This window comes from Paenibacillus sp. ATY16 (genome assembly GCF_003399985.2).
GTDB classification, from domain to species: Bacteria; Bacillota; Bacilli; order Paenibacillales; family Paenibacillaceae; genus Pristimantibacillus; species Pristimantibacillus glycanilyticus.
The window spans coordinates 59,467-75,440 of the sequence record NZ_NMOK02000046.1 but is presented as its reverse complement, the minus strand read 5'-3'; the positions used below and the strand labels follow the sequence as shown (position 1 = coordinate 75,440).

16 protein-coding genes are annotated in these 15,974 nt (G+C 51.5%); 6 read left to right on the top strand and 10 right to left on the bottom strand.

Annotation, left to right across the window (positions count from 1 at the left end; genetic code table 11):
• Positions 1-7 precede the first annotated feature (7 nt).
• A complete protein-coding gene (moaA, locus tag CFI03_RS24570) occupies positions 8-1,009 on the bottom strand; it encodes a GTP 3',8-cyclase MoaA (protein WP_116394329.1) in 1,002 nt (333 codons plus the stop codon).
• 99 nt (positions 1,010-1,108) lie between these two features.
• On the opposite strand from moaA, the gene CFI03_RS24565 reads away from it, so the two are divergent.
• Positions 1,109-1,858, top strand: a complete 750-nt coding sequence (locus CFI03_RS24565) for a molybdenum cofactor biosynthesis protein (protein ID WP_116394328.1) — start codon at positions 1,109-1,111, stop codon at positions 1,856-1,858.
• Positions 1,859-1,996: 138 nt separating this feature from the next.
• Positions 1,997-3,061, top strand: coding sequence for an HD-GYP domain-containing protein (locus CFI03_RS24560; RefSeq protein WP_116394327.1), 1,065 nt, complete (start codon positions 1,997-1,999; stop codon positions 3,059-3,061).
• A 150-nt stretch (positions 3,062-3,211) separates the two neighbouring features.
• On the opposite strand, the gene sufB is transcribed toward CFI03_RS24560, so the two are convergent.
• The 6 genes from sufB to CFI03_RS24530 form a co-directional block, all read right to left on the bottom strand.
• The gene (gene sufB, locus CFI03_RS24555) at positions 3,212-4,609 is read right to left on the bottom strand and encodes a Fe-S cluster assembly protein SufB (protein ID WP_116394326.1); all 1,398 of its coding nucleotides are present in this window, start codon (positions 4,607-4,609) and stop codon (positions 3,212-3,214) included.
• 33 nt (positions 4,610-4,642) lie between these two features.
• A complete protein-coding gene (sufU, locus tag CFI03_RS24550) occupies positions 4,643-5,068 on the bottom strand; it encodes a Fe-S cluster assembly sulfur transfer protein SufU (RefSeq protein WP_116394325.1) in 426 nt (141 codons plus the stop codon).
• Positions 5,055-6,281 (bottom strand): cysteine desulfurase, encoded by a 1,227-nt coding sequence (locus CFI03_RS24545; RefSeq protein ID WP_116394324.1) that lies wholly within the window; start codon positions 6,279-6,281, stop codon positions 5,055-5,057. Before CFI03_RS24545 ends, sufU begins: the two co-directional genes overlap by 14 nt.
• Positions 6,278-7,585 carry a Fe-S cluster assembly protein SufD gene (gene sufD, locus CFI03_RS24540; RefSeq protein ID WP_116394323.1) on the bottom strand — a complete coding sequence of 436 codons (1,308 nt, stop codon included), beginning with the start codon at positions 7,583-7,585 and terminating at the stop codon, positions 6,278-6,280. The genes CFI03_RS24545 and sufD overlap by 4 nt, the downstream gene beginning before the upstream one ends.
• A gap of 25 nt (positions 7,586-7,610) precedes the next feature.
• Positions 7,611-8,390 carry a Fe-S cluster assembly ATPase SufC gene (gene sufC, locus CFI03_RS24535; protein WP_116394322.1) on the bottom strand — a complete coding sequence of 260 codons (780 nt, stop codon included), beginning with the start codon at positions 8,388-8,390 and terminating at the stop codon, positions 7,611-7,613.
• A 159-nt stretch (positions 8,391-8,549) separates the two neighbouring features.
• Entirely contained in the window at positions 8,550-9,152 is a 603-nt protein-coding gene (locus CFI03_RS24530) for a DUF1802 family protein (protein WP_116394321.1), read from the bottom strand.
• Positions 9,153-9,349: 197 nt separating this feature from the next.
• On the opposite strand from CFI03_RS24530, the gene mtnK reads away from it, so the two are divergent.
• Both mtnK and mtnA read left to right on the top strand, forming a co-directional pair.
• Positions 9,350-10,564, top strand: a complete 1,215-nt coding sequence (gene mtnK, locus CFI03_RS24525) for an S-methyl-5-thioribose kinase (protein ID WP_116394320.1) — start codon at positions 9,350-9,352, stop codon at positions 10,562-10,564.
• A gap of 32 nt (positions 10,565-10,596) precedes the next feature.
• Positions 10,597-11,655, top strand: a complete 1,059-nt coding sequence (gene mtnA, locus CFI03_RS24520) for an S-methyl-5-thioribose-1-phosphate isomerase (RefSeq protein WP_116394319.1) — start codon at positions 10,597-10,599, stop codon at positions 11,653-11,655.
• A gap of 59 nt (positions 11,656-11,714) precedes the next feature.
• Here mtnA and CFI03_RS24515 read toward each other — a convergent pair whose 3' ends face one another.
• Positions 11,715-12,020 carry a YunC family protein gene (locus CFI03_RS24515; RefSeq protein WP_116394318.1) on the bottom strand — a complete coding sequence of 102 codons (306 nt, stop codon included), beginning with the start codon at positions 12,018-12,020 and terminating at the stop codon, positions 11,715-11,717.
• A gap of 171 nt (positions 12,021-12,191) precedes the next feature.
• Here CFI03_RS24515 and CFI03_RS24510 point away from each other — a divergent pair, with 171 nt between their 5' ends.
• A complete protein-coding gene (locus tag CFI03_RS24510) occupies positions 12,192-12,704 on the top strand; it encodes a hypothetical protein (RefSeq protein ID WP_116394317.1) in 513 nt (170 codons plus the stop codon).
• Between the two features lie 61 nt (positions 12,705-12,765).
• Here the strand turns inward: CFI03_RS24510 and CFI03_RS24505 are convergent, their stop codons facing one another.
• Both CFI03_RS24505 and CFI03_RS24500 read right to left on the bottom strand, forming a co-directional pair.
• Complete coding sequence (locus CFI03_RS24505; RefSeq protein ID WP_116394316.1) at positions 12,766-14,667, bottom strand: EAL domain-containing protein; 1,902 nt, start codon at positions 14,665-14,667, stop codon at positions 12,766-12,768.
• 310 nt (positions 14,668-14,977) lie between these two features.
• Entirely contained in the window at positions 14,978-15,361 is a 384-nt protein-coding gene (locus tag CFI03_RS24500) for a DUF423 domain-containing protein (protein WP_116394315.1), read from the bottom strand.
• Positions 15,362-15,435: 74 nt separating this feature from the next.
• On the opposite strand from CFI03_RS24500, the gene CFI03_RS24495 reads away from it, so the two are divergent.
• Entirely contained in the window at positions 15,436-15,954 is a 519-nt protein-coding gene (locus CFI03_RS24495; RefSeq protein WP_116394314.1) for a hypothetical protein, read from the top strand.
• The last annotated feature ends 20 nt before the right edge of the window (positions 15,955-15,974 follow it).

Below are 15,974 nucleotides of genomic sequence, written 5' to 3'. Positions count from 1 at the left end.
CGGTTCGTTACCCGCCAATTTGAGACATTCGGCGGTCGGTTGGCGTATGGGACAACGCCTCATTCGCCAGCTTAGCCGCCATTTCATGATTTTCAGGCTTCAGATCCATCGCCTTGTAGAAAATGTCGCGCATCGCTTCAGAATCGCCAAGCGCCGCTTTCACATTCAGCTCATCCACCCAATACAGGCATGGTTTCATCGAACCGTCTGCCGTCAGGCGAAGCCGGTTGCAGCTCTTGCAGAAATGATCGCTGACCGGATGAATAAGGCCAAAGGAGCCCTTGCCGCCCTCCATCTGCCAATCATCGGACGGGCCGTTTCCTTTTACGTTCGTACGTCTTGCAATCGAGTAGCCTTCGCGCTGTGCCGTATCCAGCACATGCGACAACGGCAAATAATGGTTGCGCCAATTATCGTCCGCATGGCCAATCGGCATATATTCAATAAATCGGACATGCATCGGCTGCTCGTATGCCAGCTTCAGGAACGAAGCGATTTCGTCCTCGTTAATTCCTTTGAGCAATACGCAATTCAGCTTAATCGGAGCAAGGCCAGCCCTGCCGGCTGCCTCAATCCCCTCAATGACCCGTTTCAGCTCGCCGCGGCGGGCAATAAACTTGAACCTCGCGGGATCAAGCGTATCCAGGCTTATATTGACGCGGTTCAAACCCGCAGCCTTTAAAGCCTCGGCGTATTTGCCGAGCAGCATGCCGTTTGTCGTCAAGGCAATGTCCTCAATGCCCGGGATCGCCTTCAACCTGCGGATCAGAGTAGCCAGATCCGGGCGGACAAGCGGTTCGCCGCCAGTAATTCGCAGCTTGGTAATACCAAGCTCCGCAGCCGTCTGAACGACCTCCACAATATGATCATAGCTGAGCAGATGACTGGCATCAGCGAATTCCATGCCTTCCTCGGGCATGCAGTATAAACAACGCAAATTGCATCTATCCGTAACCGAAATACGCAAATAATCGTGTTCTCTCCCGAAACGGTCCAACAATGGGGGCATGCCTCTCACTCCTTTTCTCTTCTACTAGAATAACATTTTTCACATGATTATGGTATGCTAATACGGAGTTCACCCTTTAGCGATGAGAGGTTATATAACATGGCGTATACTTGGAAAATCCAGTTGTTCGCCGGGCTTTCCGACCGATTCGGCAGCCCGGTTATTCAAATAGAGACAGACACTCCCTCGATGACGGTAGAAGCCCTCAAGCAGGAGCTCGCCGGCCGTTTTCCGGAGCAGGCAGATCTTGTGCGTATTTCGTTTGTGGCTTGCAATCAGACTTATGCTTCCGACGATGCCGTTATTCAAGCATCGGACGAGCTTGCGGTCCTCCCTCCCGTCTCGGGCGGAGAGCCGGAGCAGAATGAAGCAGACGGATCGGAATGCTCATCCGCGGACGGCCGTTACGTGATTACGAAGCAGCCGCTGACTTCGGATGAAGTGCTAGCTAAAGTCATTGTGCCCGAACATGGCGCGGCGATTGCGTTTGTGGGAACGACGCGAGAATGGACCAATGGGCAGCGCACGGTCCGTCTGGAATACGAAGCGTATGCGCCTATGGCCGTACGTACGATGGAACAGGTTGGCGCGGAGCTTAATGAACGCTGGCCGGGCACGTTAACGGCGATTTCCCACCGGATCGGCGTTGTTGACCTGGCGGAGACAAGCGTCGTTATCGCTGTCTCTTCCCCCCATAGGGATGCCTGCTATGAAGCAAGCCGGTATGCCATCGAAAGACTGAAGCAGATCGTTCCGATTTGGAAAAAGGAAATTTGGGAGGACGGTTCCGAATGGAAAGGGCATCAGCAGGGCAGCCCTTGGAATCCCATCGAGCCCTTATCCAATTAATGGATGGAAATTCGCGAAGTGGTGCTAAACGTATAGGACAATAGTCATGTTTTCGCATCCCTCTTATTGCCATAACATTCATTCATTGTTACTATTATTTCATATATTCTGTACATAATTTACTATAGAGGTGCAACGATGAGGCTGCATATATCAGATTTAAAAGAGGGAGATATCCTGCTTAAGGACACCTTTAACGGATACGGCCTGCACGTTTTGTCCAAGGGTACCGTCCTAGCGCAAAAGGATATTGCGAAGCTGTTTCAGCATCAAGTTGACTATGTTGACATTGAGGAACGGCGGACAACAGAGCAACCGGTTCATCGTACGCTTGAGACTACCGTAAATCCCAAATGGCTGCCCAATGTGCGTCCCGATTATGAGAATGCCGTCAAAGGCTTTCAGGATTTGTTCCAGAAAGCAACGGACGGCGGGGTTGTCAAGCAGGACGAAGTCGCAGCCGCCTTCCAGCCTCTTCTTAAAAATTTCCAAATGGAGCGCGATGTTGTCTCCATGCTTCTTCTGTTAAATACGGCTGATGATTATACGTATCAGCATTCCGTGCAAGTGGGCATGTTATCTTATTACTTGGCCTCATGGCTTGGCTATACGGAATTGGAAGCGCTTGAAATTTCGAAATCCGGCTATCTCCATGATATCGGCAAGAGCAGAATTCCTTCCAGCATACTGAACAAGCCAGCCAAGCTGACCGACGAGGAATTTGAGGAAGTAAAGAAGCATACGCTTTACGGCTATGATATTATCAAACAATCGTTTGAGAACGAATCGGAAATAATGGCGCTAAGCGCTCTTCAACATCATGAACGCAATGACGGCAGCGGTTATCCGCATGGCCTGCGTGGCGACGAGATACATCCGGTAGCCAAGCTTATTGCCGTCGTTGATATTTACAGCGCGATGATCTCCGAACGCGTCTACAAGAAAAAGCGCGATCTGTTCTACGTATTGAAGGAGCTGTACAAGATGAGCTTCAACGAGCTGGATGCGCATACGACCCATACGTTTATCAAGCATATGATCCCTAACTTTATCGGCAAAAAAGCCGTACTCGAATCCGGCGAAGTGGGAACCATCGTCATGACCCATCCAACCGAATTTTTCCGCCCGCTTATTCAAACGGGGGAACGGTTTATCGATCTTACCGTTGACCGCGAGTATGAAATCAAGGAAATTATTTTCTAAAGGATTAACTGTAAGTTGAAAACGCCCGTCCAGATTGGACAGGCGTTTTCTTTTTTGCATATTTTCACACAAGGCAAGATTACTAACACTCCCGCCTTCCCTCAAAAAAATACGTGCCCGGGAATCTCGGACACGTATCCTAACCATTTATTAACCGATCGAGCCTTCCATCTCAAACTTGATGAGACGGTTCATCTCAACCGCGTATTCCATCGGAAGCTCTTTCGTAAACGGCTCGATGAAGCCCATTACGATCATTTGCGTCGCTTCCGCTTCGGACAATCCGCGGCTCATCAGGTAGAACAGCTGATCCTCGGATACCTTCGATACGGTTGCTTCGTGCTCGAGCGTAATGTTGTCGTTCATAATCTCGTTGTAAGGAATCGTATCGGATGTCGATTCGTTATCGAGAATGAGCGTATCGCATTTGATGTTGGATTTCGAACCTTCGGAATTGCGTCCGAACGATGCGAGACCGCGATAAGTTACTTTACCGCCATGCTTACTGATCGACTTCGATACGATCGTCGACGTTGTGTCAGGAGCCAGGTGAAGCATTTTCGCGCCTGCATCCTGATGCTGGCCTTTGCCCGCAACGGCGATGGAAAGCACCATGCCTTTTGCGCCGCGTCCTTTCAGGATTACCGCAGGATATTTCATTGTCAGCTTGGAGCCGATGTTGCCGTCAACCCATTCCATCGTCGCGTTTTCTTCCGCAACCGCGCGTTTGGTAACGAGGTTGTAGATGTTTGGCGCCCAGTTCTGGATCGTCGTGTAACGGCAGCGAGCGTTCTTCTTAACGAGAATCTCTACAACCGCGCTATGCAGCGAGTTCGTGCTGTAGATCGGAGCTGTACAGCCTTCTACGTAGTGTACGAAGCTGTCTTCGTCGGCGATGATCAGCGTACGTTCGAATTGGCCCATGTTCTCGGAGTTGATACGGAAGTAAGCTTGCAGCGGAACTTCGCATTTCACGCCTTTTGGAACATAGATAAAGCTGCCGCCGGACCATACCGCGCTGTTCAGAGCGGCGAATTTGTTGTCCGTACGAGGAATGATCGTGCTGAAATATTCTTTTACAAGGTCCGGATATTCGCGAAGCGCTGTGTCCATATCGGTGAAGATAACGCCTTGCTTCTCCAGGTCTTCCTGCATGCTGTGGTATACGACCTCGGACTCGTATTGAGCCGATACGCCCGCAAGGAACTTCTGTTCCGCTTCGGGAATACCCAGCTTATCGAAGGTTTCTTTAATTTCTTGCGGTACTTCTTCCCATGTCTTGCCTTGCTTCTCGGATGGCTTAACATAGTATTGAATGTCGCTGAAATCAAGATCAGCCATGTCGCCGCCCCAGTTAGGCATTGGCATTTTGTTGAATTGCTCCAGCGATTTCAGACGGAATTCGAGCATCCAGTCCGGCTCGCCTTTCATCTCGGAAATCGTGCGTACGATTTCCTCCGTCAATCCCTTACCGGATTGGAAGACCGCTTTATGCTCGTCACGGAAACCATACTTATAATCTTCCATTTCAGGCATTGTTCCTGGCATGGTATTCACACTCCTTCAAGTATTCGATTCGTTCTATACGTGCTTCTGCTCGATTCCTTTGCGCAATGCGTTCCACGCCAGTGTTGCGCATTTGATCCGTGCAGGGAACTTGTTAACCCCGGACAAGGCTTCGATGTCTTCGTTCTCCTCGAACTCGACGTCTTCGCCTTTCATCAATCCGGAGAATCGTTCGGCAAGCTCCATAGCTTCATCGTAAGTTTTGCCTTTAACTGCTTCCGTCATCATAGAGGCGGAGCTTAAACTGATGGAGCAGCCTTCTCCGCTGAATTTCGCATCGATTACTTTGCCATCCTCTACTTGAAGCTGAAGCGAGATGCGGTCGCCGCAAGTCGGGTTGTTCAAGTTGATGGTGACGGCATCAGTATCCAATGTTCCGCGGTTGCGTGGATTTTTATAATGATCCATGATGACTCGACGATATAAATCATCCAATTGCATGACCGAAGAACTCCTTTGTCCGGATGAGGCCGTCCACCAAGCGGTCGATCTCTTCCTCGTTATTGTATAGATAAAAGCTTGCTCTCGCCGTAGCCGATACATTCAGCCAGCGCATCAGCGGCTGGGCGCAATGATGGCCTGCGCGAATCGCAATGCCGTAAGAATCAAGCACGGTCGATACGTCATGAGGATGGATATCGCCCAGATTGAACGTGACAAGACCAACGCGGTTCGTTTTTGGTCCGTAGATCGTAACGTCTTCAATCGTGGACAGTTTATCGTAGGCGTAGGCAGCCAGCTTCTTCTCATGCTTATCGATCTCGTCAAGTCCGATCTGCTCCAGGAAGTCAATCGCGGCGCCAAGTCCTACGGCTCCCGCGATAATCGGCGTACCGCCTTCGAAGCGATACGGGGATTCCTTCCAGGTTGATTCATACAAATCAACAAAGTCGATCATCTCGCCGCCGTATTCGATCGGCTCCATGTTCGACAAGAGCTCCTTCTTGCCGTACAACGCGCCGATACCGGTAGGCCCGCACATTTTATGACCAGAGAAAGCGTAGAAATCGCAATCTAAATCCTGTACGTCAACCTTCATATGCGGCGTGCTTTGCGCTCCGTCAACGACCATTACCGCACCGTTCTTGTGCGCGATAGCCGTAACTTCCTTGATAGGATTCACAACGCCAAGCACGTTCGATACGTGAGTCATCGCAACGACTTTTGTTTTTGGCGTAACCGTCTGTTCCACGTCCGCCAACGAAATCGTGCCGTCCGGCTGAAGAGGAATATACTTCAGCGTCGCTCCCGTCGCTTTCGCTGCCTGCTGCCACGGAATAAGGTTGGCATGATGCTCCATCGGCGTAATGACGATCTCGTCGCCTTCCTTGCACACGGTGCGGGCATAGCTCGATGCGACTAGGTTAAGCGCCGTCGTCGTACCGCGCGTGAATACGATTTCTTCCGCCGACTTCGCATTCAGAAACTTGGCTACCTTCTCCCGTGCACCTTCGTAAGCATCCGTCGCCCGGGAACCAAGCGTGTGGACTCCGCGGTGCACATTGGAGTGATCCAGTTCGTAATAACGACTAACCGCATCAATGACGGAACGCGGCTTCTGGGAAGACGCCGCGCTGTCGAGGTAAACGAGCGGATGCCCGTTTACCTGCTGATGCAGTATCGGGAATTGCTCCCTTACCGCTTCTATATTCATCCTTCAAGCTTCCTTTCGAGCAAACGCTGAAGCTGCTCGCGTACCGCATCAATCGGAATTTCCGATACGACAGGCGCCAAGAATCCGTAAATAATTAAACGTTCAGCGTCTTGCTTGCTGATTCCGCGGGACATCAGGTAATAAACCTGCTCCGGGTTAACCTGGCCTACGCTTGCCGCGTGGCCCGCTTTAACATCGTCCTCGTCGATCAGAAGGATCGGATTGGCGTCACCGCGCGCTTTCGGGCTGAGCATCAGAACTTTTTCCGTTTGCACGCCGTTAGCTTTCGTAGCGCCCTTCTCGATCTTAGTGATGCCGTTGATGATAGCCGTAGCGTTATCTCTCATAACCGCACGGGTTACCATGTTGGACTCCGAGCTGCGGCCGAAATGCGTCGCTTGCGTCGTAAGGCTCATCTTCATCTCGTTGCCGCCGATGCTGATGACTTTCGCATCGGAGTTCGAGCCATTGCCTTTCAGCAAGGATACCGTATCGGAAACCGTGTAGCCGTCGTTCAAGTCGCCGACAACCCACTCCATTTGTCCGTCATTCTCGATAACGGAGCGGCGGAGCGTCATATCAACGCCATTCTCGGCCATATGGTGAATGGAACCGAAACGAACATGCGCGCCCGGCTTCACGAATACTTCAACAACCGAGTGATGGACGAACGCCGCATCGATCGAACCCGGTTCGGATACGACATAATCCACGTAAGTAACCGAGCTGTTGCTTTCCGCAACGATCAGAATGTGCGGAGCAAATGCGGCGCCTGCTTTGTTGTTGAACAGCACCGCTTGAAGCGGAAGCTCGACTTCAACGTTTTTAGGCACGTATACGAATACGCCGCCGTTCCACAGTGCCGCGTGCATCGCGGTCAGCTTGTTCTCGCCAGCGGATACCGCTTGGAACAAATATGGTTTAACGAGATCCGCATGCTCTTTGCATGCTGTCTCGAGATCTGTGAAAATAACGCCTTTAGCGGCAAGCTCTGCAGACAATTGCTTCAGAACCGCGCTCGAGTTGTGCTGAACAACGATATTCTCCGTGCCTTCAGCGACCAGCTCGCGGACTACTTCCGGCAGTTCGGCAACCGAACCTACCGCTTTGCCTTGCTCGTAAGCGCCGACAGCAGTCAAATTCCAGCGGTCGATACGCATTTTCTCCGGCTTCGGCCATTCCAATGTACCAGCCAGCTCAGCCGCTTCACCGCGAAGATCGACGAGCCATTGCGGTTCGCCTTTGCTGCGTGCAAGCGCTTCGGCCGATTGACGGTCCGTCGGAGTCGTTAATTGTGTACTCATCCCGTTATGCTCCCTTCCCCGCCGATTAAGCTTGGCCTACTGTTTCGTCAACAATGCCGAGTTCTTCTTTAACCCAATCATAGCCTTCGTTTTCAAGACGCTCCGCAAGCTCCGGACCGCCGGATTTCACGATACGGCCTTGCATCATAACGTGTACGAAGTCAGGCGTGATATAGTTCAGCAAACGTTGGTAGTGAGTAATGATCAGGAATCCGCGGTCTTCGGAACGCATAGCGTTCACGCCGTTGGATACGATTTTCAGGGCGTCAATGTCGAGGCCGGAGTCAATCTCGTCAAGAACGACGATTTTCGGCTCAAGCATAGCCATTTGCAAAATTTCGTTACGTTTTTTCTCGCCGCCGGAGAAGCCTTCGTTCAGGTAACGGTGAGCGAACTCAGGGTTCATCTCAAGATCCTTCATTTTCTTTTCCATTTGGCGGATGAATTTGATCAGCGAAATTTCGCTGCCTTCTTCGCGGCGCGCGTTGATTGCGCTGCGGAGGAAGTCGGAGTTCGTAACGCCGGGAATCTCGCTAGGATATTGCATAGCAAGGAACAGGCCGGCGCGTGCTCTCTCGTCAACGCTCATTTCCAGCAGGTCTTCGCCGTCAATCGTAGCGGAGCCTTCCGTTACTTCGTATTTCGGGTGACCCATCAGTGCGGATGCGAGAGTACTTTTACCCGTACCGTTAGGACCCATGATCGCATGGATTTCTCCGCCTTTGATTTCAAGGTTAATGCCTTTCAAAATCTCTTTTCCTTCGATCTCTGCTTTCAGGCCATCGATGACAAAATGCGTTGCCATAATATACTTATCCCTCCAAGGTTGGTAATCGGTTTTTAGGCTCATCCCTATAAAAGCTTTCCAAATGGGAATATTATAGAGTGATTCTCATTGATTCTCAATAATTATTTTATTATAAGTTTTGTTATTAATCAATGCGGGAACGTCCGGCAGCTCGAATTAGGAGCCCTCCGTAATATCTCTTCCTATTAATGCTTGTTTGATTAATTCAACCTGCTGCCGGAATTGTTCATCCGGTATTACGGGAGTCATGGCAGGCCGAAGCACCCCCTCATCCAGTTTTACCCAAGATTTGCATCCGCTATAAGCAGGCTGCATCGGCAGCTCTACCGGTTTCTCCAGACGGTATACTCTCAGCAAAAGCAAATGCAGCGGCTTCGTGCGCTTCCATTTGAGCCGCTCCTCGGCGAACGTATCCGTCCAAATGTGGAAATCTCGGATCCGGTCCAAAGTCTCCTGGTCCGTAATCTCGATATCCTCTACCGCTTCCGCGTAAGCGTTCAGCTCCATGGACGGCATGTCGGGCGACCAGCCCTGCATAATACCCTGGATCTGCCCTTGATAAGCATCCTTCAGCAAATGCTCCTTCTGATGCTCGTATGCGGGCATTAAATAGAAGCCTTTGCTCACCAGCTGAAAATCCCGCGTCTCCTCGACAATCCCGCCTTTGCGCATAACAAGGATAAGATGCCCTTCCCGCAGCGCTTTTACCGTCACGGCCCATTCCTTGAGCGCAACCGGCTCCCGTTCGTTATTCGACATTAAAGGACCTCCTTCGTATAAAAATGTGATTACTCTTGCTCCATGGAGCTTCCACGCATTGCCCGCTTGTCCTTAATCATGTAACATTATATCATTTGGAGGTATTCCAAGGCGAAATAATATCCGCTATACTATGTTGAGGAGTTTACTAGGCATTAAGACGCCTTTTCAAATACGAAATCGGAGGTGGACGAACCATGTCTGCTTATCATGCATTAACCGAACAAGAAGCGATTGAAATCGCAGGCGGCATCGAAGGTTTTTTCCCTGCAGGTGCTCAGCTTAACTGCCGTGAAATCGGCGACGGAAACTTGAATCTCGTCTTCCACATTACCGATCCGGCAAGCGGCAAAAGCCTCATTATGAAGCAGGCCCTTCCTTACGCGAAGGTTGTCGGCGAATCCTGGCCGTTGTCGCTCGACCGCGCCCGGATCGAGAGCGAGTCCCTGATTCTCCAGAACAAGCTTGCTCCCGGACTTGTGCCCGTTGTATACCGGTACGACGCCGAGCTTGCGCTTACGGTCATGGAGGATCTGAGCGATCACCTGATTATGCGCCAAGGGCTTATTAAAGGCATCCGTTATCCGAAATTCGCGGAAGATATTTCGACCTTTATGGCAAATACGCTGTTCTTCACTTCGGATCTCGGCATGAACCAGCAGGACAAAAAACAGCGCGTTAAAGAGTTCATCAATCCGGACCTGTGCAAAATAACGGAAGATCTCATTTTCGACGATCCGTATACGGTATCTTCCAACAATAATATCGAACCCGCCATTGAGGATGCCGCCGCGGCGCTCCGCGAGGATAAAGCCCTTCATCTCGAAGTTGCTCTGCTCCGCGAGAAGTTCCTGACAAGCGCGCAAGCCTTGCTGCATGGTGACCTGCATACCGGAAGCGTCTTCGCTACGCCGGAATCAACAAAAGTAATCGACCCTGAATTTGCTTATTACGGCCCAATCGGCTTCGATATCGGCGCGGTTATCGCCAACCTTCTGCTGAACTATGCGGGACAAGGCCATTGGATCAAGGATGAGAAAGAGCTTGCCGGTTTCCGCGGCTACCTGCTCGAGACGATCCGCGATACGTGGACGAAGTTCGACCGGAAATTCCGCGCTTTGTGGAACGAGCATGGCGTGGACCGCATGGCTAACGAAACGCCGGGCTATCAGGATCTGTACATGAGCCGTCTGCTTCAAGATGCAATCGGTTATGCCGGCTGCAAGGTTGTGCGCCGCATCGTCGGCCTGGCTCATGTTGCCGATATCGATACCATTCCGGATGCGGCCGCACGCGAACGCGCGCAGCGCCTTGCTCTGGAAATCGGCACCTCCCTCATTCATTTGAACCGCCGCGCGGTATCCATTGAACAAGCCATTGATGTTGTTCTGACTGCCGAAGCTAAGCAGTAACGGAAATACGGAATCAAGAGAGGATTTACAAGATGACTACAGAAAACTATGCGGGCCTGCAATCCGTCATCTGGCATGACGATAAGCTGGATCTGCTCGACCAACGGCTGCTGCCGGAAGAAATCGTTTATTTGCCGCTTGTAACGCAAGAAGACGTATGGGAAGCCATTCGCCATTTGAAGGTCAGAGGCGCGCCTGCTATCGGTATTTCCGCGGCTTACGGCGTAGTGCTGGGAAGCCGCGACGCGGGTTCCGCCGAGGATTGGCTTGCGGATGTGCGCAAAGCTGCGCAGTATCTGGCTACTTCCCGTCCAACGGCCGTTAATCTGTTCTGGGCGCTGGACCGGATGAAAGCCCGAGCGGAAGCTCTCGCTTCCGAAGGCCATTCGCTTGAAGCTTTGAAAGAGGCGCTGCTAATCGAAGCCATTGCCATTCAAAGCGAAGACGAAGAAACAAACCGCCTCATCGGCGAGCATGCGTTGTCCCTGTTCCAGGACGATATCGGCGTGCTTACGCATTGCAACGCGGGCGGACTCGCTACGGCGAAATACGGCACTGCGCTTGCCCCATTCTATCTGGCCAAGGAACGCGGCATGAACATCCGGGTATTTGCCGACGAGACTCGTCCGGTTCTGCAAGGCGCGCGCCTCACGGCGTTCGAGCTGCAGCAAGCTGGCGTTGACGTTACTCTCATTTGCGACAACATGGCCGGTCATGTCATGTCCAAGGGCTGGGTAAACGCCGTCATCGTAGGCACGGACCGCGTTGCCGCCAACGGGGACGTGGCGAACAAAATCGGTACGTACAGCGTTGCGGTACTGGCGAAGGCTCATGGCATTCCGTTCTATGTAGCCTGCCCGCTGTCGACCATCGATTTGAATACCCCTACCGGGGCCGAGATTCCGATCGAAGAACGAAATGCGGAGGAGATTACGGAAGGTTTCGGCAAACGTACCGCTCCGCAAGGCGTGAAGGTCTACAATCCTGCCTTCGATATTACGCCTAACGAATACGTAACGGCTATTATTACGGAGAAGGGCATCATCGAAGCGCCATTTGACGTCAATCTCAAAAAGCTGTTCGAGCAATAAGACAATAAGAGGCAGTCTCCTTTGGCGGGAGGCTGCCTCTTCGTTCATGCACTCGAGTGCTATATCATTAAGCGGAGCGCATCTGCGCCATTCATCCCGACAGTGATGCCAAGCGATTCCGCAGTAGTTGTTACGGATTCAAGAGGCGCCGCAAGCAGTTCCTCCAATGTTTTTACGCCAACTGCTCTACCCGCGATTATTTCTCTATCTTTCAGCCGATCGTTAAGCAGCCCCACATCAAGCGCTCCGCACATGATATATCCTCTATCCGTGGAGATGGAGAGCAGGGTTGTTTTCGGCAGCTTCACCTCAACGCCAAGCGCGGTAATACCGTCCCCGAGAGGTATAGGAACCATTCTCATCATTTTGGACACCTCCTTTACTACAGGCCATGACAGGTCAGTTCGAACCGCAACAACATTATATGCAGAAGCTGCAAAGCAGTGTTGGTTACTTGCTTATTTTTAGGACTATGTGTCCAACCTTTTTGATGATATATTTATAAAGATCATATTAATTATTAGTCCGGAGGAACTATGAAACCAACACAACCGGCCCGCACAAACTCATACGTATTCCAGGTTGAATTACTCGTTGAAGGGGACAGCAACGCTGCGGCCTTGGAGAAGCTTTTGAAATCGCTTAACCAAGGTGCTTACGCCGACTATCGCATACTTAACGGAATTCAGCTCGGACAGCTTATCGATCAACGAAAAACGGAACTGCCCGGCAGCCAGCCGGTTCCCGTGCCTCTGGCCGCGAAGTCAGCTGCCCAAGCAGCCCCGTCTCCCGTACCTCCCGTTGCTTCTGCCGCTTCCGTCGCTCCTGCCGTTCCCGCATCCGGCAACGGACTCGATTCGATCCGGGCTTTTATGAAAAGCAATAAATTGATTCGCCTCATTGTGAACAAAGGACTTGGAATTAAGCTCAGCATCCCTTGCCGCATTCTAAACATAGATGAGGAAGGTAATCTAATTACGGTCTATCACGTGGACGAGAAGCAGGTCTATACGTTCAGGCTTAATGAGATCGAGGATTTCCAAGATTAAAGAAAAGAAGCTGCCCTCTCGTATTCGACGAAAGGACAGCTTCTTTGTTCGTTAGAACAAATTATTGAATATAGGCCGCTCCAAGCATTTGCTCGATGTCAGCGCTTGACACCGGAGGACTCCAGAAATAGCCCTGCATCTCATCGCAGTTATGCTTCCGTAAAAACTCCATCTGTTCCTCGTTCTCGACGCCCTCGGCAATAACCTGTATGTTCAGGTTATGCGCCATTGCGATAATGGCCGCAACAATCTCCGCGTCGCTAGGGTCTTGCTGAATATCCCTTACGAAGGAGCGGTCGATCTTCAAACGGTCAATCGGGAAGTTCTTTAAGTAATGAAAAGAGCTGTAGCCCGTTCCGAAATCGTCCACGCTAATGCCGACTCCCATATCCGTAAGCTCGAGCAGGCAGCGGGATACGTGGCCGGTATCCATCGTCATCGATTCGGTGATTTCCAGATCGAGATATTCCGGCTTTAACCCGGTCTTCTCCAGCACCGAAGCTACTTTCGTCGCCAGATCCTGCTGCACGAACTGACGGATCGAGAGATTCACCGATACCGGCATCGGCGGAAGGCCGGCATCCTGCCACTCTTTGTTTTGCCGGCAGGCCTCCTCCAGCACCCAGTCGCCAATCTGGACAATCATTCCGCTCTCTTCCGCGATTGGAATAAATTCACCCGGCGGAATCATCCCTTTCGCCGGATGTCTCCAGCGGACCAGCGCTTCGACGCCTACCATCATGCCCGATACCAGATCGTATTGCGGCTGATAGAGCAGAATAAATTCTTTGCGCTGGATGGCGCGGTACATCTCGTGCTGAAGCGTCAGCCGCTCGAAGGAGGAGTTACTCCAGCTCTCTGAATAGAGCATGCAGTCGTTTTTGCCGCTCTCCTTCACCTTTACCAGGGCAATATCGGCTTTCTTTAGAAGCGAATAGCCTTCATCCTCTTTGACAAGGCTGGTTACCGCCCCAAGACTACCGGTTATATGAAGCGGGAAGCCCTTCAGCTCAAACGGCTCGTCAATGGCGTGCAGCAAGCCGCGCGACAATTCGATCAGCTGCTCTTCCGATTCGATATCATGGAGCAGCAAGGCGAATTCATCGCCCTCCATCCGGGCTACGATTCCCTGCTCGCCAATCGCACTCGTAAGACGCTCCGCTACCTGCAAGAGCAGCATGTCGCCAAATTCGCGTCCAAACGAGGCGTTAACCAGCTTAAACCGGTCTAGATCCAAATAACAAAGGCCAATCATCCGGTCATGCTCTCTGGCAAAAGCAAGGCTTTCATTCAACCGAATATGGAATAAGGTGCGGTTAGGCAGGCCCGTCATATCGTCGTAATAGGCCATGTAACGAATCCGCTCGATATTCCGCTTCCGGTCGCTCAAATCCTGGCTGACGATGACGGTTCCGATCACCTCGTCGTCTCTCAGCATGGGAGAACTGATGATTTGCAGCTCCAGCGGAAAACCCGAACGATGCGTAATATTAATATTGCGCTGCTCCGATTTTCCTTGAAGCGCATGCTCCAGCATCTCCTGCAGGCTGCTCCGGCTGCCCGGCTCCAGCAGCGGAGCAAGCGGCTTGCCAAGCAGGTCCTGGCGTAAGTAGCCCAACGTATTGCTGGAGGCGACGTTCATCTCCATGATGACGCCGTCCCGATCCAAAATCGCCAAGGGAACAGCTTCCGACTGAAGCAGTGTCTCTACGATTGGCGTATGGAAATTCCGGAATCCGATCATTTGCCCGTTCCTGGCAAACAAGATTGCCGTTATCGCAATCGCCAATACGGCAAATATTGACGAAGTCCATTCCAACACGGGGTCGGCATTCCTATACAAGGCTGCTGCACAGAAAAGCACAGCCACAATAGCTATCGCAAGAGCGGCTGTCCGCAGCATGACTTGTGGCTGCGAAGCCCGATACCGTCTATTAGGCGAACCGTCCATCCGTTTCGTCACGCACCAACTTCCTTCCTCTTGTCAGGTCAAGCAAGGTTAGATTCATTATAAACGATATGGTCTGTGCGGTATAGAAATATTTACTAAAACAATAAATAATTCTTGTAGAATAAAGGCGTTTTATGTCGAAAAACAAAGCATTTCGCCATTTATGGCATGAATCTTGCAGTATAACAGACCTATATTTGACAAGTAGCAGTCATACTTCGGCACATGATCAACCAGCTTTCGCCGTCCTTGGCAGAGCGGACAATTTCAATAAAAAAGCCGCTCCAAGTCATCCGGGAGCGGCCTTGCCTATTCTATTTTGTTATGCTTTTTTTCCGGCACGCAGCGCCGCGGCCGCTATGCAGCCCCAGCCGGCCAAGAAGGCAACACCGCCAAGAGGGGTGATGGCGCCCAATATTTTAACGTCGCTTAACGCGAGGACGTACAGGCTGCCGCTGAACAAAATAATGCCTGCGATAAGCAGGCGCGCTCCCACTCTCACAAGCTTAACGTCGCCAATCCGGTCTGCCAGCAAAGCCACCAGCATTAAGCCAATCGCGTGATACATGTGATAGCGGACGCCGGTTTCATAGACCTCCAGCATATCCTCGGACAAGGTATCCTTCAGGCCGTGAGCGCCAAACGCCCCGAGAGCTACCGCCAATGCAGCGCCTATCGCGCCGTAAGCGAAATATTTATTAGACATCTTGTTTTCATCCCTTTCATGTTTGTGTATAATCTTACAAGGAAATCCACTTATTACAAAGGAGTCGATCATTCTTGGAAGAACCGCGCAATCCTTCGCAGCCAGAACCGCAAACCGGCTCATCCGCAAATCCCGAGCAGCCTTATGATAATCCGTACGCATCAAGGCCTTCCCATCCATTTGCTCCGGTTAGGGAGAATGGACCGGTGAAGCAATCGGGACTTGGCATCGCTTCCTTCATATTGGCACTCGTTACTTTATTGCTTGTCGTTGGATGCGTGATCAGCGCTACCGTGTTTGTGAGCAACGTAACCGGCGACGCCCAAGGGTTCCTGAATGAAGTCGAGAATATGGAAAGCGAGGGCACGCTTCCGTCTGACTTGGTACCGATTATGATCGCCGGATTATGCATTATCGCATCCATCGGCATAGCCATTATCGGCCTGATCCTCGGCATTGTTGGCGCCGTTCAGAAAAACCGCCGCAAAGTATTCGCCATTATCGGCATCGTGCTGAACGGCCTGATTGTGCTTGGGACAGCCGGCCTTGTCATTATAGGCCTTGTCTCCGCTGCCGCGCAATCGACAATTTAGCAACAAATAATCTACCTTCA

Bases quoted from the DNA above. Each gene is read 5' to 3' on its own strand.
- sufB (WP_116394326.1), bottom strand. From the start codon at position 4,609: ATGCCAGGAACAATGCCTGAAATGGAAGATTATAAGTATGGTTTCCGT.
- CFI03_RS24500 (WP_116394315.1), bottom strand. From the start codon at position 15,361: ATGTCTAATAAATATTTCGCTTACGGCGCGATAGGCGCTGCATTGGCG.
- CFI03_RS24530 (WP_116394321.1), bottom strand. From the start codon at position 9,152: ATGTCGAATAACGAACGGGAGCCGGTTGCGCTCAAGGAATGGGCCGTG.
- sufU (WP_116394325.1), bottom strand. From the start codon at position 5,068: ATGCAATTGGATGATTTATATCGTCGAGTCATCATGGATCATTATAAA.
- CFI03_RS24545 (WP_116394324.1), bottom strand. From the start codon at position 6,281: ATGAATATAGAAGCGGTAAGGGAGCAATTCCCGATACTGCATCAGCAG.
- mtnA (WP_116394319.1), top strand. From the start codon at position 10,597: ATGACTACAGAAAACTATGCGGGCCTGCAATCCGTCATCTGGCATGAC.
- CFI03_RS24510 (WP_116394317.1), top strand. From the start codon at position 12,192: ATGAAACCAACACAACCGGCCCGCACAAACTCATACGTATTCCAGGTT.
- sufC (WP_116394322.1), bottom strand. From the start codon at position 8,390: ATGGCAACGCATTTTGTCATCGATGGCCTGAAAGCAGAGATCGAAGGA.
- sufD (WP_116394323.1), bottom strand. From the start codon at position 7,585: ATGAGTACACAATTAACGACTCCGACGGACCGTCAATCGGCCGAAGCG.
- moaA (WP_116394329.1), bottom strand. From the start codon at position 1,009: ATGCCCCCATTGTTGGACCGTTTCGGGAGAGAACACGATTATTTGCGT.
- CFI03_RS24515 (WP_116394318.1), bottom strand. From the start codon at position 12,020: ATGATGAGAATGGTTCCTATACCTCTCGGGGACGGTATTACCGCGCTT.
- CFI03_RS24560 (WP_116394327.1), top strand. From the start codon at position 1,997: ATGAGGCTGCATATATCAGATTTAAAAGAGGGAGATATCCTGCTTAAG.
- CFI03_RS24565 (WP_116394328.1), top strand. From the start codon at position 1,109: ATGGCGTATACTTGGAAAATCCAGTTGTTCGCCGGGCTTTCCGACCGA.
- mtnK (WP_116394320.1), top strand. From the start codon at position 9,350: ATGTCTGCTTATCATGCATTAACCGAACAAGAAGCGATTGAAATCGCA.